Origin of the sequence: Amycolatopsis sp. GM8, assembly GCF_021653975.1 — a bacterium.
GTDB lineage: Bacteria > Actinomycetota > Actinomycetes > Mycobacteriales > Pseudonocardiaceae > Amycolatopsis_E.
On the sequence record NZ_JAJKFK010000005.1, the window covers coordinates 532,027 to 549,158 of the forward strand.

Consider the following 17,132-nt stretch of genomic DNA (forward strand, 5'->3'; position numbering starts at 1 on the left):
CGCCCGGTCAGCCCAGCTGCCGGGCGACCAGCCCGACGAGGTCGAGCGTGCGCTGGGCGTAGCCCCATTCGTTGTCGTACCAGCCGAAAACCTTCGCCAGCTGCCCGCCGGCCTTGGTCAGGCTCGCGTCGAACACACACGACGCCGGATCGCCGATGATGTCGCGCGACACGATCGGCTGTTCGGTGTAACGCAGGAAATCCTTCAGATCACCGGCCGCCGCCTCCGCGAAGGCCCGGTTCACCTGCCCCTCGGTGACCGGCTCGGCCAGTTCCACCGTCAGGTCCGTCAGCGAACCGTCCTCCACCGGCACCCGGACCGCGACCCCGTCCAGCCGTCCCGCCAGCTCCGGCAACACTTCGCCGATGGCACGCGCCGCGCCGGTACTCGTCGGAATCAGGTTCACCGCGGCCGACCGCGCGCGCCGCAGGTCCTTGTGCGGACCGTCCAAAAGGGACTGGTCGTTGGTGTAGCTGTGGATCGTCGTCATCAGTCCGCGCCGCACTCCGAACGCACGATGCAGCACGTACGCCATCGGGGCGACGCAGTTCGTGGTGCAGGACGCGTTGGAGATCACCGCGTGCCGGTCCGGATCATAGGTGTCGTCGTTGATCCCCATCACGATCGTGGCGTCGACATCCTTGCCCGGCGCCGAAATGATCACCTTCCGCGCGCCGGCGGCCAGGTGCGCGGCCGCGGCCTCGCGGGTGCGGAACCGGCCGGTCGACTCGATCACCACGTCCACGTCCAGCTCACCCCACGGCAGCTTCGCGGGATCCGCCTCACCCGCCACGTGGATGGTCTGGCTGCCGACGGAGATCGTCGACCGGTGCACCCGCACCGGCTGGGCGAGCCGGCCGTAGGTGGAGTCGAACTCCAGCAGGTGCGCCAAGGTCTCCGGCGGAACGAGATCATTGACCGCCACCACCTCCACGCTTCGTTCGGGCTGTTCCAGCACGCACCGCAGGAAGTCGCGCCCGATCCGGCCGAACCCGTTGATAGCCACCCGTGCCGCCATATCCGTTCCCTTCCGAGATAGTCGGGAACAGACGAAACGCCGGAACTCTCCCCCACGAACAGGGTTCGAGGTCACTGGTACCGGGGACCTTCGGCTGTCACCCGGGTCATCACAGACGAGGGTGTGGCTGCGAGGGCCGGGCTTGCGGGTCTTGGGCTACCGCTCTCGCTGTCGAACGCCCCTTGGTGCCGACGGCCTCGACTGAGGCACCCGCCCCCTTTGGTGACGGCCCGACTCAACCGTTGGCGGACGCCCCTGGTCCGGTCGCGGCGTACCGGGCGGCGATGGTGCGGACGGCCTCGTCGACTACCTGAGCGACGCGTTCGACGCTCACCTCCCAGCCCGGTACCAGGAGTGTCGGCCAGAAGACGTAGTTGGAGATCATGCCCAGGAACTGGGTGGCTGCGAGGTCCACGTCCTCGACCCGCACCGTTCCCGCCTCGTGCTCAGCCAGGAGGTAGCCGCGCACGGACTCGAAGTAGGGCATCTTCCCGTGCGAGAACTGCGCATGGGCCAGCTCGGGGAACCGCGGCAGTTCGGCGATCACGATGCGGAACAGGTCGGTCATCTGGGCGCGGCCTAGCAGCTCGGCGTAACGGCGACCGATGATGGTGAGCCCGTCAACGACGTTGCCTGCCGGCGGCGGATCTTCTTCGTCAGCGGTTGACCAGGACTCGGTCACGATGGCGTCGAAGAGGGCAGCTTTGCTCGGAAACTGTTTGAACAAGGTGGCCCGCGAAACGCCCGAGCGCTCTGCGATCCGCGCCAGCGACGTCCGGTCGTAGCCCAACTCGAGGAACAGTGCGGTCGCGGCCGTCACGATCAGCGCGCGCTTCTCCTGGGCGACGCGCTGGTGATACGTCGGTACGACCCTGTTCATGGGCCGAGCATACGAGGTGAGTGGCTTGACTCGCCACTGTCGCCGGCCTAGTGTCGAGGGAGTGGTGAGTCGATCGGCTCACCACTGGCCGCCGGTCATCACCGGTGATCCGGTCAGCTACCCACTTATCGAAGGAACATCTGATGCTCCGCTTCGACAACCAGACCGTGCTCGTGACCGGTGGGACCGGTGGCCAGGGATCGAGCCACGTGCGCGCCTTTCACGCGGAGGGAGCGAATGTGGTGATCGGCGGCATCGACACCGCACGCGGCGCCGCTCTCGCCGACGAGCTCGGGACCCGCGCTCGCTTCGTCCGCCTTGACGTGACCGACGAAAGCTCGTGGTCCGCCGCTGTGCTAGCGGCCGAGAGCGCCTTCGGTGCCCTGAACGTGCTCGTCAACAACGCGGGCGTGCAGAACCCGCCGGCAACAATCGAGAACACGGACCAGGCCACGTGGTCGCGCATCCTCGACATCAACCTCACCGGGACCTTCCTCGGCATCAAGGTCGCAGCCCCCGCTCTGCGCCGCGCAACAGGGGGAGCCATCGTCAACATCGCCTCCACCATGGGCCTGGGCGGCACGGCGCACTACGCGCCGTACGTCGCCAGCAAGTGGGCCTTGCGAGGCCTCACCCAAACGGCAGCGCTCGAGCTCGGCCGGGACCACATCCGGGTGAACACCATCCACCCCGGCGTGATCGCGACCCCCTTCATCCACGAACCAGCAGCCGGCGCCACCGCGGCAATCGCGGACTTCTACTCACCCGAGCCGTTCGCCATCCCCCGACTTGGAGAGCCGACCGATGTCACCCGGCTTCTCCTGTTCCTCACCTCAGCAGACGCGTCGTTCATCACGGGGTCGGAGTACGTCATCGACGGTGGACTCCTGCTCGGCCCCGCCCTTCAGGCCGAGGCCGCATGAGCACTCCAGACACGACCGGATGGAACGACCCCGCACGGGACGCGTCGTTGTCGCACCTGCCCGCTCACATCCGGCGAGGCATCGAGATCACCCCCGCCGCGGGCACCAGCGAACGGATCATCGACATCACGACACTGGGGCGCCGCACCGGCCGGCCACGCCGCATCGAGATCTTCTTCTACCGAGCTGCGGGCACCACCTACCTGTGTAGCGGCGCCGGCGGTGCCGCGACCGACTGGCATGCGAACCTGCTCGCCAATCCCAACTTCACCTTCCACCTCAAGAACGGGATCCGCGCAGACCTGCCTGCACACGCCACGCCCGTCACCGACCCAGCTGAACGTCAGGCCGTGCTGGCGGAGATCGTCGCGGATCTCAACCAGCCCCACGACCCCGGCACCATCCGGCCGACCCGGCTCGAAGACTGGGCTGACAGCCGACTGATGCGCATCAGCTTCCGCCATCAGCCGTGACCGCGGATCCCACCACGTGCCCGACGCCACCGTCTGCGACCGCTCGCACACGTTCGCCCACCCCGATCTGACAACCTTCTGCTTGCCCCGGCGCCTGGCCCACGAGCCGCTCGGCTGGCGGCCCACGACGCTGCTGGTCACGATCCGCCGCCACAACTGCACCGGCTGCGGACATGTGTGGCGCCACATCAGCCGTGGTGACAAGTACGTCACCGTGATCACCGACCTCACACCGGTCCGCGACGGCACCGGACCTGCGCGCCTGCTGGACATGGTCGAGGGTCGCTCCAAGCAGGCCTTCAAGACTTGGCTCATCGAACGCCCTGGTCCCTGGCGCGACGCGGTCGAGGTGGTCGCGATGGACGGCTGATCGACGACCTCGAGACCGGCGTACCCAAGGCGTTGGCCGAGGTCGCCAAGCTCGGCAGAACGTTGCAGAAGCGGGGCCGCCGACGCGCTCGCCTACTTCGACCGACCCGGCACCAGCAACGGCCCCACGGAGGCGATCAACGGCAGGCTCGAACACCTCCGCGGCAGCGCACTCGGGTTCAGGAACCTCACCAACTACATCGCCCGCAGCCTGCTCGAGACCGGCAGCTTCAGGCCCCAACTCCTACACCCTCAACTGTGAAGAGCCTGTTACCCGCGCCAGGAGTGTCAGCCCTCGTCGCCGTGGTGCTGCGGTGCGGTGTACTGCACGCCGCTCCACGCGGCGCGGGCGCCCGAGTCACCGATGCGCACCACCTGCACCGCCGAGACCGCGGCGAACCCGACGGTGAGCACCATGAGCACCGGCACCACCACTCGCATCGGGCGCCGGGCCGCGCCGGGTGCCTCGCGCGGCGCGCGCCGGGCGAACCACACCAGCGCGGTGAGCACCACCAGCAGCGCGGCCACGAAGATCAGCAGCTGGTCGCCCAGTTCCGCGTGCTGGCGGATCAGCGGGTTGGACGCCAGCCGGTCACGCAGGTCCTCCCCACTGCTGGTCGCGACGGGGATACACACCGTCGCCACGGCGGTGAGACCCACCGCGATCCAGCCGTAGCGGCGGCGCGCCGCGGGCCACAGCGCGACGGTCAGCGCGGCCACCACTGACAACGGCACGAGCACGACCACCGCATGCACGACCAGCACGTGCAGCGGCAGACCAGAGATGAAGACAGGCAAGGCGAACTCCCCATTGACGATCTCGACGCGCCCAGCCTTCCGGGCAAATCTGGGAGCTTTCTTGGAGCCGGGGCGCTCCAAGGTTTCACCCAGAAAACGCGCCGAGACTGGGCTTCGTGAACGCGAGATGGTGGTTGTTCGCCCTGGTGGGCCTCAACGCGGCGTGGGTCACCGACCTGTTCGTCCTCGGTCACGAACTCGACGCGCCCGGCGGGATGCTGACCGCGGTGGGCCGGCTGACCGGGCTCTACGGCGCTCTCGCGCTCGTGCTCCAACTGGTGCTGATCTCGCGGCTGCCGTGGCTGGAAAGCCGGCTGGGCCTGGACCGGCTGACCCTGTGGCACCGCTGGACCGGGTTCTGGGTGGTATGGCTGGTCGTCGCGCACGTCGTGTTCATCACGCTCGGGTACGCGGCGCAAGACGGCTCGTCCGTGCTCGGCGAGGTGGGCACGCTGGTGTTCCACACCGACGACGTGCTACTGGCGGCAATCGCGTTCGTCCTGCTCCTCGTCGTCGGCGTGACCTCGGCCCGCGCGGCACGGCGGCGGCTGCGCTACGAGTCGTGGCATCTCGTGCACCTACTCGCCTACCTGGCGGTCGTGCTCGGGTTCCTGCACCAGGTGAGCATCGGCCAGGACTTCATTGGGGCGCCGGTCGGCCGCCTGTACTGGTGGTCGCTCTACGGTCTGGCGCTGGGCGTGGTCGCGGTCTCGCGGATCGGGCTGCCGCTAGTGCGCAACCTGCGGCACCGGCTGCGGGTGGAGTCGGTCGTGGCGGAAAGCCCCGATGTCGTGTCGGTGGTGATCACCGGCCGCGCATTGGGCATGCTGCCGGCGCGGGCCGGGCAGTTCTTCCTCTGGCGGTTCCTCACCCGCGGCCACTGGTGGGAGGCCCATCCCTATTCGCTGTCCGCCATGCCGGACGGGCGGCGGCTGCGGATCACCGTCAAGGCGCTCGGCGACGGCAGCGCCTGGCTGCGGCATGTCCGGCCCGGTACGCGGGTGCTCGCGGAGGGCCCGTACGGCGCGTTCACCGCGCGGCGCCGGACCCGGCGCAAGGTCCTGCTGATCGCCGGCGGTGTCGGGGTGACCCCGGTACGCGCGCTGCTGGAGGAGTTCGTGGCCGGGCGGCGGGACGACATCGCGCTGATCTACCGGGCAAGCACCAGCCGCGACGCCGTGCTCGCCGACGAGCTGCGGTGGCTGGCCGCCCAGTGCGGCGCGCGCATTTTCGTGGTGCTCGGGCCGTCTACGGCGATCGGCCGCTTCGGTCCGATGATGGGACCCCAGCATCTGGCCGCGATGGTGCCCGACATCCGGCACCGCGACGTCTACCTGTGCGGCCCGCCCGGGATGGCCGACGCCGTCCGGAGCACGCTCGCCGAACTGGGCGTCCCCGACAGGCAGTGCCACACCGAACGTTTCGCTTTCGCGGCCTGAAAGGAGCTCCCGATGCGCAAGGCGCTCGTCATCGCGTTGCTGGGTATCGCGGCCGTGCTGCCGTTGGTGCGCTACCGGCCGGCGCCCGCCGGCGCACACCCCGTCGCGGCCCCGGCACCCGCGGCGTCTTCGTCCATCGCCTCGGCACCGCCGAACCCGCCCGGCAACCAGTCCGTTGTGGACGGTCCGGAAGTCGACAGCGACTTTGGTCCATACCAAGTGCGGGTGACCTTCAGCGGCACCCGGATCACCGATATCGCACTGATCACCGAACCCGGCGACCGGCACAGCCAGCGCATCGCCAATGCCGCCGCGCCGACCCTGCGGCAGGAAGCCTTACAGGCGCAGAGCGCGCACATCGACACCGTCTCCGGCGCCACCGCGACCAGTGAGGCCTATGCGCAGTCGCTGCAAGGCGCACTGGATGCGAAGGGACACTGATGCGGCTGGTACGGCAGATCATGGGCCTGCCGATCTCCCTCGACCTGCCCGACGATGAACAAGACGCGGCCGAGCGGGCCTTCGCCTGGCTGCGCGAGGTGGACCGGAGATTCAGCCCGTTCCGCGACGACAGTGAGGTCACGCAGTTCGATCCGGACGGGCCGCACAGCGCGGAAATGCGCGAGATCGTGGGCTTGTGTGAGACCTATGAAGGGCTCAGCGGCGGCGCTTTTCGCGCCCGGTTGCCGGGCCGGGGTTTCGATCCGTCCGGCATCGTCAAGGGCTGGGCGGCGCAGCGCGCGGGCGAGTTGTTGCGTGCGGCCGGGGTGACGCGGTTCTGCCTCAATGCCGGCGGTGATGTCATCGCCGCGGGCCGCACGTGGTCGGTCGGGATCCGCCACCCCGACCAGCCGATGGCGGTGTGCGCGGTGCTCGCCGTCCGCGACCGCGCGGTCGCGACCTCCGGCAGCTACGAACGCGGCGAGCACATCTTCGACGGCCGCACCGGACGGCCCGCACGAGAACTGGTCAGCCTCACCGTGGTCGCCGCCGACCTCACGACCGCCGACGCGGTCTCCACAGCCGCCTTCGCTCTCGGCCGCGACGGGATCAGCTGGGCCGCCGCCCAGCCTGGTTGTCTCGTACACGCCGTCGATGCCGAACGCCGGGTGCACCGCTCCGCCGCGCTGCGCGATCTGCTCGTCTCACCAGGCACAATGGCGTGATGAACCCCCGGGTGCTGGTGGTGGAGGACGACCCGCGGCTGCTGGCCATGCTCACCCGGCTGCTCGCGGAGGAGGGCTACGACGTCGATGAAGCCGCCGACGGCCAGCGCGGTCTGCACCTGGGGCTCACCCGCGGCTACGACGTGCTGCTGCTGGACCGCGGGCTGCCCGCGGTCGACGGGCTCGACCTGCTCGCCCGCCTGCGCGGGCGCGGCGTGGTGACTCCCACGCTGATCCTGTCCGCGCTCGCGAATCCCGCCGACCGGGTGGTCGGTCTGGACGCCGGGGCCGAGGACTATCTCGCGAAACCGTTCGACATCGACGAACTGCTGGCGCGGCTGCGCGCCCTGCGCCGGCGGCACCTCGACACCGCGCGCACCCTGCCCCTGCCCGGCGCGCGGCTCGACCTCGACACCCGCCTGGTCACCCGGGACGGGACCGAGCCGGTCCGGCTGTCTGAACGCGAATGCGCCCTGCTCGCGCTGCTGGCCACCCGGCCAGGGCACGTGTTCTCCCGGACCAGGCTGCTTTCCCTGGTCTTCGACGACGCCGAAAACGAGGCCGTGGTCGACACCTACATCCATTACCTGCGGCGCAAGCTCGGTCGCCGGATCGTCGACACCGTCCGCGGACGCGGCTACCAGCTCGGCCGGGCCGCGTGAGCCACGGCAACTCCGCACCCGAGGCCGGGATGATCCGCCGCACCGCGCTGGCCGCCGGCCTGCAGGCGGCGCTCGCGGTCGCGGTCACCGTCGGGGTGTTGTGCGGGGTCACGATCCTGGTGCTGCTGCGCAGCCAGCAAGCTGACCAGAACACGCTGCTGACCACCACCGTGCAGCGGACCGACGACGTCACCGACCCGCCGGCCGGGGTCTGGCTGGCCATCGAACGTGGTGGGCACCTCGACGTCGGCCCCGGTATGCCGCCCGAGGCCCTCGACCGTGGCGCGCTCGCCGCCACCCGGGCCGACGGCGCCACCCGCACGTCCGACATTTCCGTGCGGCACGGCCAGTACCGGACGCTCACCGAGCGGCGCGGTGACGAGGTCGTGCAGGCTGTGCTCGACCTGCACCCGGCTCATGTCGAGCGCGGGCGGCTGTTGAAGGCACTGCTGGTCACCGGCGCGGCGGGTCTCGTCCTGGCCGCCGCCGCGGGAACCTGGTCCGGCCGGCGCGCCATCGTGCCCCTCGCCCGCGCGCTGTCCCTGCAACGCCGGTTCGTCGCCGATGCCGGGCATGAGCTGCGCACCCCGCTCACCCTGATCAGCACGCGCGCCCAGTTGCTGCAACGCCATGCCGCGAAGACCCCGCTCAAGTCCGAAGTGGACGACCTCGTTACCGACGCCCGCCAGCTGACCGAAATCCTCGAAGATCTCTTGCTGGCTGCCGATCCCGGCCAGGACTCCCCGCGCAAGCGGATCGACCTGACGAGCGTCGTGCGTGATGCCGTGTCCGCCGCACAGCCCGCCGCCGACGAGGCAGGCGTCCGGCTCGACCTCGCTCTCGGCGATTCGGTTGTCGTCAACGGCACCGAAGTAGCCCTACGCCGCGCGGTGGCTGCCTTGCTCGACAACGGAATCCGCCACGCCGCCCACGCCCTGACAGTCGCCGTAGTCACCTCGGCCAAGCACGTCACAGTCACCGTGTCCGACGACGGTCCGGGCATCGACCCCGCGGTGATGCCCACCATGTTCGCCCGCTTCGCCTCAGGCCCACCCTCCCCCGGCGACCGCCGCCGCTACGGCCTGGGCCTAGCCCTGGTCAGTGAAATCGCCGCCCGCCACAACGGCACGGTCTCCGCCCACAACTCCCCCACCAGCGGCGCGATCCTGCGCCTCACCCTCCCCCGCGCGGCGTGACCCCTCGGCCGAATGTCCACTGAGGACGATCAGGGTTCTCGGCAGTCTGATGGCCCCACACAGTTCGTGCCATCGGAAAGGATTCCCGGATTGAATTCTTCGACCCCGGCGACTGGTCCGCAGTTGTGGACGAGGATGGGTGTGGAGCCTGCGAGCAGGTGTAGGTGTAGAGCTGGCTTGACGGTGAGGTCGCGCATCAGGTTCGCGGCAATGTGGTTGGCGATGTTCTCGACGGTGGCGGTAGTCCCGTCGGGGTTGGCGAGTGTGTACCGCGGTCGCGGGCCCTGGTTCGGTTCGACCGGTTTGGGGTCGGAGGACAGGACGACGTCACCGACGTGGATGTCGCCGACGGCTTTAGTGAGACCGCTGGCGAGCAGTGCGGGGGTGGCTGGGTCGAAGCGGTGGCAGCCCAGTGCGCGGACCGGGTCTTGCAGTGTTGGCGGCCGTCACCTCGACCGCGTCCGCGGTGACTGTGGTGCCGGCGCGAGCCGTGGTCCTGCGGCGGTGGAGACTTCTCGGTTGGCGACCGCGCCGATGGCCTCGACGGTGCTGCCGCGCTCCAGCCCCGAGCGAGGGCACCGAGGATTTTGCCGCCTGCCCAGCTGAGGGCCTTGCCGGTCGGGGCGTCGAGTGGGCCGGTTGATAGCGCCGATAAGGGTGCCTTTACGTAGTTCAGCCCAGGAGAATTCGCCGGATTGGGCCGCGCCGGCAACGGCACCGACACCCATGGTGGGAATGCCGATGACGGCTTCGCAGCCCGACGAACACCGCAGCGGACACAGCGAATCCGGTGATGGCCGATGCATGGTGTTCGACCCATTGGGTCCCAGCCGGGACGGTGTCGTGAGCCCGGGCGCGTTGTTCCCTCCAGCAGGCCAGCACGCAGCCGCACAGCGCGGCGGGGGCCCGTCCACCACGGCAGAGGGCAACAGCGTCAGCAGTGACCCCATCCGGGGTGTTGCACCGTAAATTCCCGAGCGTCGGATCTGTGGCTGTGGTTAGGATCGGCGCACCTCATGGAGTAGATCAGCGGTAGATCGCCCGGCTCGGGACCGGGAGGGCGCGGGTTCGAGTCCCGCCTCCATGTCTGCCCACGTGGGGAGTCCGCTGTGTCCGATGAGTTCCGCATCGCTTCGCCCGATTACGCGACCAATCGGCTCGCGCAGGCGTTGGCCGCGGCGAGCGCCGCTGGTCGCGGCGCGGATCGTGAGCGAGCCCTGCGCAAGGTGCGGCGCTGGGACGATGTCGTTCGGGGCATGGCTGACGGGACGCTGACGGTGGGTTCGCGTACCCCGGTCGCGGATACCCCGGCGTGGGTGACGCTGGAGGTCGCGCAGGGCGGTTTCGCGACCGGCCGCTATCTGGCTGAGGTGCCGCTGACGGAGGACGAGAACACGCGGGCGGCCGCACTCCCAGCGGAGGTGCCCGGGGTGAACGACCGGGAACGGCTGAATCTGTGGTACCTCAGCGATGCGGGACAGGCTGAACTGGTGGACGCTGTCCGTGCTGGGCGCTTTCGGGTTGAGGTGCCCGAGGACGCGGCTCTTCCGGTGGTGGCTTTGTTGCTTGATCGGGGTTTCGCCGAGCAGGCGCTGGATCTGGTTGCGGAGTTGCGGCCGCTGATGCACCGGCTGCGGCTCACACCGCGGTTCGAATCGGCCGCCCGGCCGGCGCCGTCGACTGTGCGGGTCATCTCGGTGCGGGATGCCGCTGGGTCGCTGCGGGCGATATGTGTACCGCCGCAGGTTGCGACGATGCGCGCCGCGCTGACCGTGTGGGATCCGCTATACGAGCGGCTGGTCGCGATGTGGTGTCGCACCGTTGAAGGCGAGTTGCCGAGTCTGGATGACAACGCGCAAGTCCGCGGTGGATGGCCTTGCCGACGCTGGCCCGCTGACTGGGTCCAGACCAGGGCCGACTGGCTCTTCGACTTCGCCGAAGCATGCCGCCAGCACAGGCCGGCGGGGAGGCAGAACAACCCGAGGAACAACTTCGCGAGGCTGCGTTTCGCGCTGGAAGCCTGCCCTGATGGCAGCGGCCTGCTTTCCGCACGGGAGGTCGGCTGGATTCGCCGCACAATTGCCAATACGGTCAGCCACCGCGGAGCTCCGAAGACACCGCAACGCGACTCATGGCGCGCGGCGCAAGCGGCGACGATCGCGGCACCTACCAACGCGGCGATCGCTGGTGTGCTGGCGGGTCGGTTGGATCGCTATCCGCCGGACGGAGGTCTGCCGTCGCCGGACATCGCGGCCGCGCAGGTGTCTGAAACAGAGGCCAACGCCGAGGTTCCTGACGGCACCAGGATCCCGGCGCCATTGGTGCGCAAGGCGATGCGTTCGCTGGAGGCACCGGCGGACGAGCTCATCCGCTTGGGTGTGATCACCTCGGGCGACACGCTGGCCACAGTGCTGCCGCAACTCACCGCCCGGCTCCTGAGCTCGGCGATCGATGACCCGATTGTTTCCGGCCTCTACGAGCAGGCTTACACGGCGTTCCGCCGCCGCCGCAGCCTGCTGCTGCTCAACCTCGAACACCAGGTTCAGTTCACCGAACTGCCCTGGGTGACCGCGCTCACACCTTTCCGCTCACAGCGGCCCAGCATCGCCTCGGCCGCGCTGCACACGCTGCGGCAGACCACAATGCTGGCGCTCACCTCGTTCCCGCACGCCCTGCTGCCGAACCCCCTGGTATCCGAGTTCAAGGCGCTCGCCAAGCAAGCTGAGCTGAACCTTCCTCTCGTAGAGGAAGTCGCCGCGGACATCTTCATGGGCACTTTCACGCCCAAATGGCGCGAAGCCGCGGTGGTCGCGAGCCGGCTGCTTGCCGGCACGGTCTACGCCCGCTACTACGACTTGCCCGCGAACTGGCCCGACAAGCAGCGCACCGTGCTGCGCTGGGGCAAGAAAACCACAGCAGACTTCGCAGAGCTGTGTCACCAGCGGGCGGCAACCTCGGGTTGGTCGGTCGCGGCCAACGGGATGGTGCTGGAGCAGAGCCAGATCCTCACCACCCACAACCTGGCCGTGCTGGTCGACGGCCTGGGCCTCACCGATGCCCTGCGCGATGTCGCACCGGAGCTGTCATGGTGCGCGTTCGACTGGGCGATCCGCAGGATGATCCAGCCCAACACACACCCGCACGCCGCGCTCATCCAGGTGAAACAGGCGGCCTACGCCTGGCGGCAGGCCGTGTTCCTGCTCAGTTTCTGCGAACCCGCAACACAATCCGCACACACGGAACGGCTTGCGCAGCAGACCCACGGCACCACCCTCGAGTCCGCTGCGGACGGGCTCGCACACGTCCTCCACGGCGGGCGCTTCACCACAACCGGAACGGCCTCGCACGGTGACGGCAAGCGCTTCGTCGGCTGGGCCCAGAACCAACACCCATTCCTGCGACTCCACGAGGATCGTTTGCCGCTGATCGGCGGTCTCGGGGACTGAGCCACCAATCGCCACGATCACTTTCCACCCAGTGGAGTCAATAGCATGGCGTGTCCGCAAGGAAAAGTACGAACGGTTCGACATCCCCATCGCCCAGGACGGCGGGATCGCAGACCTGCTGTCTGACGCCGCCCAGCGCGGGCGCGGCTCCACCGCACGGCTACAAGGCAAATATAATCCGCACCCCAACCAGGTTTTCAACCGCGGGGCGATGCGCTCGAAGCGAGGCAACGTCAACGACCCGGTCAAGTGGGTCTGGTCACCCAACCCCATCCACGAACCGCCGATTCCAAAGTGGATGTAAGCCCGCCGCGCAGCACGCCGACGCTTATCGCACGTACCTGTTGCGCGGCATGGTTTCCTGCGGACGCAGGATGGCCGGCAACGTGCAGCACCCCGAGACAGTGGCCCCGACGAGGCCGTCATCCAAGGCCTACGCGCCACCTACGACGAGCTGGAAGCCCAAAGGAGAATAGCCCTCGCCACCGGAGCAGAGCTCAACGCCTCCGCCGAGGCCAACCCCGGCAAGCCCAACGACGACTCTTCGAGATGCCCCAGCCCACCGCGCACCTGACAGGCGCCACCGATGGGACCAGGATCGAGATCCGGCTTCCAGCGGCCGACCTATCGACTATCGCCACCCAGCCAGAAAGGACCGGCCACATGACCGCCCGCAAAGCAAACGGCGCCTACCCGTAGAGTAGGCGCCGTTCGTGTGCATGCTGTACGTACCCCCGATGGGATTCGAACCCACGCTACCGGCGTGAGAGGCCGGCGTCCTAGGCCGCTAGACGACGGGGGCTAGGTTTTCTTGCGGAGAAGAACTTACCAGAGTAACTTCGCCTCTTCGCAGCTGGGGTACCAGGACTCGAACCTAGACTAACTGAACCAGAATCAGTCGTGCTGCCGATTACACCATACCCCAACGGTTTCGCTGTTCCGGTCGCGATCCGGACCAGCACCGCCGAGAAAAAATAGTAGCTCACACCCCTGCACAGCCCCGCACCGGGGCCGGGGATCACCGCTGCGCCGGTACGCCGATCCGGGCGAACTCGCTGACCAGCAGCTGCGGCAGCTCGTCCAGGCCGCTGATGACGTGCACCCCCTCGGGCGCGTCGGTGCCCGATTCGTGCCGGTCCAGCCAGACACCCTCCAGGCCGGCATCCCGCGCCCCGACGGCGTCCGTCCCCAGCTTGTCCCCCACGTGCGCCGCCTCACCGGGGTCGCAGCCGAGGCGCGCGCACACCGAGTGGAACATCACGGGATCAGGCTTGGCGACCCCGATCTCACCGGCGATGGCGACATAATCGAAGAACCGGGCGAGCCCCAGGTCGGCCAGCTTCACCCGCTGATGCGCGCCTGAGGCGTTGGTCACGGCCGCCAGCAGCACACCTGCGGCTCTCAGCCAGTCCAGGCAGGGCAGCACATCGTCGAACAACCGCCACGACCGGCGCACCAGGTCCTTGCGCCGCACCTCGAACCGTCTGACATCCTCCGCGTCCACCACCACACCCAGTTCCCCCAGAAAGCACTGGGTGCGTCTGAAGTGCATCGAGGCGTAGTCGAGCTCCCCCGCCACCACCAGCGCGACATGCCGGTCGGTGATGCTCTCCCACAGCGGCCACATATCGGAACGCCCGATCAGCACGGCGAGCGCGCGCCGGCAGGCCGCGCTGAAGTCGATCAGGGTGTCATCGATGTCAAGGCAGACGAGCCGCAGGCTCGGCGGACTCCAGGGGTCAGCCGGGGTGCCGAGAGTGATGAACGGGGCAGCGGAACGGGGGCGCGCGAAATCCACCCAGCGAGGCTAGGGGACAGAGCGTTTTCGCGATTCGACCGACAAGGTGATTGGGCCGGTCGATTCGCGATCGTAACCCTCTACGCTCGGTTGTCCGGCAGTGCGCGCATCAGCCGACCGAGTGATGTCGACCGGCCAAGCAGTTCCATCGACTCGTACAGCGGCGGCGATACGGTGCGCCCGGTGACAGCCACCCGGATCGGGGCAAAAGCCTTGCGGGGCTTGAGACCCAGCCCTTCGACGAGGGCGTTCTTGAGCGCCTGCTCGATCGCGGGCGCCTCCCACGACGACAGCCCTTCGAGTGCCTCGATGGAGGCGCGCAGCACCGGCTCCGAGTCGGGTCCGAGCGCCTTCGTGGCCGCGTCCTCTTCGGGCGCGAACTTTTCCTCATCGGCGAACAGGAAGCGCACCAGCCCGGCCGCGTCGCCGAGCACGGTCACGCGCTCCTGCACGAGCGGCGCGATCGTCCGCAGCGTGGCCAGTTGCTCGTCACTCGGCCGCGCCGGGAGCACACCGGCGCTGGTCAGGTAGGGAATCACCCGCTGCACGAAGTCCTCGGCCGGCAGCGCCCGCACGTGCGTGCCGTTGATCGCCTCGGCCTTCTTCACGTCGAACCGAGCCGGGTTGGCGCTGACCTTGCCGATGTCAAAGGCCTGGACCAGTTCGTCGACGCTGAAGACGTCCCGGTCGTCGGCGATGGACCAGCCGAGCAGCGCGAGGTAGTTGAGCAGGCCTTCGCGGATGAACCCACGGTCCCGGTAGTTGAAGAGATTCGACTGCGGGTCGCGTTTGGACAGTTTCTTGTTGCCCTCCCCCAGCACGTACGGCAGATGGCCGAACTCGGGGGTGAAGTCGGTGACACCGATCCGCCGCAACGCCTCGTACAGCGCGATCTGCCGCGGCGTCGAGGGCAGCAGGTCCTCGCCGCGCAGCACATGCGTGATCTTCATCAGCGCGTCGTCGACCGGATTGGTCAGCGTGTACAGCGGATCTCCGTTGGCACGCACCAGAACCGGGTCGGGCACGCTGCCGGCCGGGAAGCTGATCGGGCCGCGCACGAGGTCCGTCCAGCCCAGGTCCTTGTCCGGCATGCGTAGCCGCAGTACGGGCGCGCGGCCTTCTGCACGGAACGCGTCGCGCTGCTCGTCGGTGAGCTCGCGGTCGAAGTTGTCGTAGCCCAGCTTGGGGTCCTGGCCCGCGGCCTTGCGGCGCGCCTCGACCTCGTCGTTGGTCGAGTACGCCTCGTACAGCTCACCGGCCTCGAGCAGCCGGCGCGCGATGTCGGCGTAGGTCTCACGGCGCTCGCTCTGCCGGTACGGGCCGTACGGGCCGCCGGCGTCGGGGCCTTCGTCCCAGTCGATGCCGAGCCAGCGCAACGCGTCCAGCAGCTGCTCGTAGGACTCCTCACTGTCCCGCGCGGCGTCGGTGTCCTCGATCCGGAACACCAGCGTGCCGCCGTGGTGGCGGGCGAAGGCCCAGTTGAACAGCGCCGTGCGGATCAGCCCGACATGCGGGGTGCCGGTCGGCGAGGGCGAGAAGCGTGCGCGTACGTCAGTCATAGCCCATCCAGACTATCCGGCTTGACGACGGCATTTCCCTGGGCCATCCTGGAGTTATTCAACGGATGATGAAAATGGGGTGGGGGCGATGACGGAACGCACGACCTGCCTGATCGCCGGCGGCGGGCCGGCCGGGATGGTGCTGGGGCTGCTCCTGGCGAGGGCCGGGGTCGACGTGACGGTGCTGGAGAAGCACGGCGATTTCCTGCGGGACTTCCGCGGCGACACCGTGCACCCCTCAACCCTGACGCTGATGGACGAACTGGGGCTGGGCGAGAAGTTCGCGGCGCTGCCGCAGAGCCGGTTGAACGAGGTCTCGCTCCCCACCGAGGGCGGCGCCACGCTCACGGTGGCCGATTTCCGCCTGCTGGACGTGCCGCATCCGTACGTCGCGATGGTCCCGCAGTGGGATCTGCTCGACCTGCTCGCGGACGCCGGGCGCGACGAGCCGAACTTCCACCTGCGGATGAACACCGAGGTCATCGGCCTGCGGTACGACAAGCGCCGGGTCGCCGGGGTGCGCTACCGGACGGCGGGCGGCGAGCTCGGGGAGATCGCCGCGGAGCTGACAGTCGGCTGCGACGGGCGCTGGTCGATCGTGCGCACGCTCGCGGGCCTGCGGCCGCACGAGTTCCCGGTGCCGATGGACACCTGGTGGTTCCGGCTGCCACGCGAAGGAGACGAGCGCGCGGCGCTCGTGCCGGGCATGCGGCGCGGCCATTTCGCGATCGTCATCCCGCGCGAGGGCTACTTCCAAATCGCCTACCTCGCCCGCAAGGGCCTGGACGCGCAGTTGCGGGCCGAGGGGCTGGACGCATTCCGCGCCCGGGTCGCCGAGGTGCTGCCGGATCTGGCCCACCAGGTCGGCAAGCTCGAGTCGATGGACGACGTCCACGTGCTCGACGTGCGGCTCAACCTGCTGCGCCGCTGGCACGCCGACGGGCTGCTCTGCATGGGCGACGCCGCGCACGCGATGTCGCCGATCGGCGGGGTCGGCATCAACCTCGCGGTACAGGACGCGGTCGCCACGGCCCGGCTGCTCGCCGGCCCGCTGCGGGACGGCCGGGTGACCCGGCGCGACCTGGCGCGCGTGCACCGGCGCCGCTGGCTGCCGACGAAGCTGGTGCAGGCGATCCAGCGCCTCATGCACCGCGTCATCGTGCGGCCGGCGATCGAAGGCCGCCGCAGCGGTCCGCCGAAGATGCTCGCCCGAGTGCTGGGCCTCATCCCCGGTGCGAAGCGGATCCCGGCCTACCTGATCGGGGTCGGGCTCCTGCCGGAACACGCCCCCGAATTCGCGCGCCGACCGTAGAACTCGCCGTCCTGGGCGTCGAACTCAGGATCGCGAACGTCGGACTCGCCGTCGCGAGTGTCGGACTCGCCGTCCTGGGCGTCGGACTCGGGG

The 17,132-nt window shown here is 69.0% G+C and carries 16 protein-coding genes, 3 tRNA genes and 1 pseudogene; 13 read left to right on the plus strand and 7 right to left on the minus strand.

From position 1 onward, the window contains the following. Nucleotides 1-7 precede the first annotated feature (7 nt). On the minus strand, nucleotides 8-1,018 hold the full coding sequence (gap, locus tag LOZ83_RS26000; protein WP_236794278.1) for a type I glyceraldehyde-3-phosphate dehydrogenase: 1,011 nt from the start codon (nucleotides 1,016-1,018) through the stop codon (nucleotides 8-10). Between the two features lie 235 nt (nucleotides 1,019-1,253). Beyond that, a complete protein-coding gene (locus tag LOZ83_RS26005; RefSeq protein WP_236794279.1) occupies nucleotides 1,254-1,898 on the minus strand; it encodes a TetR/AcrR family transcriptional regulator in 645 nt (214 codons plus the stop codon). A gap of 143 nt (nucleotides 1,899-2,041) precedes the next feature. On the opposite strand from LOZ83_RS26005, the gene LOZ83_RS26010 reads away from it, so the two are divergent. From LOZ83_RS26010 to LOZ83_RS40855, 4 genes and pseudogenes are all read left to right on the plus strand, one after another. Further along, complete coding sequence (locus LOZ83_RS26010) at nucleotides 2,042-2,821, plus strand: SDR family oxidoreductase (RefSeq protein ID WP_236794280.1); 780 nt, start codon at nucleotides 2,042-2,044, stop codon at nucleotides 2,819-2,821. After that, nucleotides 2,818-3,294 carry a nitroreductase/quinone reductase family protein gene (locus LOZ83_RS26015; protein ID WP_236794281.1) on the plus strand — a complete coding sequence of 159 codons (477 nt, stop codon included), beginning with the start codon at nucleotides 2,818-2,820 and terminating at the stop codon, nucleotides 3,292-3,294. Before LOZ83_RS26010 ends, LOZ83_RS26015 begins: the two co-directional genes overlap by 4 nt. 16 nt (nucleotides 3,295-3,310) lie before the next feature. Then, on the plus strand, nucleotides 3,311-3,664 hold the full coding sequence (locus LOZ83_RS40850; RefSeq protein WP_374202712.1) for a transposase: 354 nt from the start codon (nucleotides 3,311-3,313) through the stop codon (nucleotides 3,662-3,664). 72 nt (nucleotides 3,665-3,736) lie between these two features. Then, a pseudogene (locus tag LOZ83_RS40855) lies at nucleotides 3,737-3,925 on the plus strand (transposase); the annotation flags it as partial. 26 nt (nucleotides 3,926-3,951) lie between these two features. Here LOZ83_RS40855 and LOZ83_RS26025 read toward each other — a convergent pair. Then, the gene (locus LOZ83_RS26025; RefSeq protein ID WP_236794282.1) at nucleotides 3,952-4,461 is read right to left on the minus strand and encodes a DUF2231 domain-containing protein; all 510 of its coding nucleotides are present in this window, start codon (nucleotides 4,459-4,461) and stop codon (nucleotides 3,952-3,954) included. A gap of 116 nt (nucleotides 4,462-4,577) precedes the next feature. Here LOZ83_RS26025 and LOZ83_RS26030 point away from each other — a divergent pair, with 116 nt between their 5' ends. The 8 genes from LOZ83_RS26030 to LOZ83_RS26065 all read left to right on the plus strand — a co-directional run bounded on the left by LOZ83_RS26030 (nucleotide 4,578) and on the right by LOZ83_RS26065 (nucleotide 12,674). Beyond that, nucleotides 4,578-5,900: a ferric reductase-like transmembrane domain-containing protein gene (locus LOZ83_RS26030; protein ID WP_236794283.1), complete on the plus strand. Its 1,323-nt coding sequence runs from the start codon at nucleotides 4,578-4,580 to the stop codon at nucleotides 5,898-5,900. A gap of 12 nt (nucleotides 5,901-5,912) precedes the next feature. Then, nucleotides 5,913-6,341: an FMN-binding protein gene (locus LOZ83_RS26035; protein ID WP_236794284.1), complete on the plus strand. Its 429-nt coding sequence runs from the start codon at nucleotides 5,913-5,915 to the stop codon at nucleotides 6,339-6,341. After that, nucleotides 6,341-7,066, plus strand: a complete 726-nt coding sequence (locus LOZ83_RS26040) for an FAD:protein FMN transferase (protein WP_236794285.1) — start codon at nucleotides 6,341-6,343, stop codon at nucleotides 7,064-7,066. Before LOZ83_RS26035 ends, LOZ83_RS26040 begins: the two co-directional genes overlap by 1 nt. Next, on the plus strand, nucleotides 7,066-7,728 hold the full coding sequence (locus LOZ83_RS26045) for a response regulator transcription factor (RefSeq protein WP_236794286.1): 663 nt from the start codon (nucleotides 7,066-7,068) through the stop codon (nucleotides 7,726-7,728). The genes LOZ83_RS26040 and LOZ83_RS26045 overlap by 1 nt, the downstream gene beginning before the upstream one ends. After that, nucleotides 7,725-8,924 (plus strand): sensor histidine kinase KdpD, encoded by a 1,200-nt coding sequence (locus tag LOZ83_RS26050; RefSeq protein ID WP_236794287.1) that lies wholly within the window; start codon nucleotides 7,725-7,727, stop codon nucleotides 8,922-8,924. The genes LOZ83_RS26045 and LOZ83_RS26050 overlap by 4 nt, the downstream gene beginning before the upstream one ends. 1,015 nt (nucleotides 8,925-9,939) lie before the next feature. Next, nucleotides 9,940-10,011 (plus strand) — tRNA-Pro (locus LOZ83_RS26055). 22 nt (nucleotides 10,012-10,033) lie between these two features. Next, nucleotides 10,034-12,370, plus strand: coding sequence for a hypothetical protein (locus LOZ83_RS26060; protein ID WP_236794288.1), 2,337 nt, complete (start codon nucleotides 10,034-10,036; stop codon nucleotides 12,368-12,370). A gap of 31 nt (nucleotides 12,371-12,401) precedes the next feature. Continuing rightward, nucleotides 12,402-12,674 (plus strand): hypothetical protein, encoded by a 273-nt coding sequence (locus LOZ83_RS26065; protein WP_236794289.1) that lies wholly within the window; start codon nucleotides 12,402-12,404, stop codon nucleotides 12,672-12,674. Between the two features lie 425 nt (nucleotides 12,675-13,099). Here LOZ83_RS26065 and LOZ83_RS26070 read toward each other — a convergent pair. The 4 genes from LOZ83_RS26070 to gltX all read right to left on the minus strand — a co-directional run bounded on the left by LOZ83_RS26070 (nucleotide 13,100) and on the right by gltX (nucleotide 15,727). Next, nucleotides 13,100-13,172: transfer RNA gene (locus LOZ83_RS26070), tRNA-Glu, on the minus strand. 51 nt (nucleotides 13,173-13,223) lie between these two features. Continuing rightward, nucleotides 13,224-13,295 (minus strand) — tRNA-Gln (locus LOZ83_RS26075). A gap of 93 nt (nucleotides 13,296-13,388) precedes the next feature. Then, nucleotides 13,389-14,132 carry an HAD family hydrolase gene (locus LOZ83_RS26080; protein WP_236794366.1) on the minus strand — a complete coding sequence of 248 codons (744 nt, stop codon included), beginning with the start codon at nucleotides 14,130-14,132 and terminating at the stop codon, nucleotides 13,389-13,391. A gap of 116 nt (nucleotides 14,133-14,248) precedes the next feature. Continuing rightward, a complete protein-coding gene (gltX, locus tag LOZ83_RS26085; RefSeq protein ID WP_236794290.1) occupies nucleotides 14,249-15,727 on the minus strand; it encodes a glutamate--tRNA ligase in 1,479 nt (492 codons plus the stop codon). 88 nt (nucleotides 15,728-15,815) lie between these two features. On the opposite strand from gltX, the gene LOZ83_RS26090 reads away from it, so the two are divergent. After that, nucleotides 15,816-17,039 carry an FAD-dependent oxidoreductase gene (locus LOZ83_RS26090; RefSeq protein WP_236794291.1) on the plus strand — a complete coding sequence of 408 codons (1,224 nt, stop codon included), beginning with the start codon at nucleotides 15,816-15,818 and terminating at the stop codon, nucleotides 17,037-17,039. The last annotated feature ends 93 nt before the right edge of the window (nucleotides 17,040-17,132 follow it).

Excerpts from the sequence above, each read along its gene's own strand:
- gap (WP_236794278.1), bottom strand. The coding sequence starts at position 1,018 with ATGGCGGCACGGGTGGCTATCAACGGGTTCGGCCGGATCGGGCGCGAC.
- LOZ83_RS26005 (WP_236794279.1), bottom strand. The coding sequence starts at position 1,898 with ATGAACAGGGTCGTACCGACGTATCACCAGCGCGTCGCCCAGGAGAAG.
- LOZ83_RS26010 (WP_236794280.1), top strand. The coding sequence starts at position 2,042 with ATGCTCCGCTTCGACAACCAGACCGTGCTCGTGACCGGTGGGACCGGT.
- LOZ83_RS26015 (WP_236794281.1), top strand. The coding sequence starts at position 2,818 with ATGAGCACTCCAGACACGACCGGATGGAACGACCCCGCACGGGACGCG.
- LOZ83_RS26035 (WP_236794284.1), top strand. The coding sequence starts at position 5,913 with ATGCGCAAGGCGCTCGTCATCGCGTTGCTGGGTATCGCGGCCGTGCTG.
- LOZ83_RS26040 (WP_236794285.1), top strand. The coding sequence starts at position 6,341 with ATGCGGCTGGTACGGCAGATCATGGGCCTGCCGATCTCCCTCGACCTG.
- LOZ83_RS26045 (WP_236794286.1), top strand. The coding sequence starts at position 7,066 with ATGAACCCCCGGGTGCTGGTGGTGGAGGACGACCCGCGGCTGCTGGCC.
- gltX (WP_236794290.1), bottom strand. The coding sequence starts at position 15,727 with ATGACTGACGTACGCGCACGCTTCTCGCCCTCGCCGACCGGCACCCCG.
- LOZ83_RS26090 (WP_236794291.1), top strand. The coding sequence starts at position 15,816 with ATGACGGAACGCACGACCTGCCTGATCGCCGGCGGCGGGCCGGCCGGG.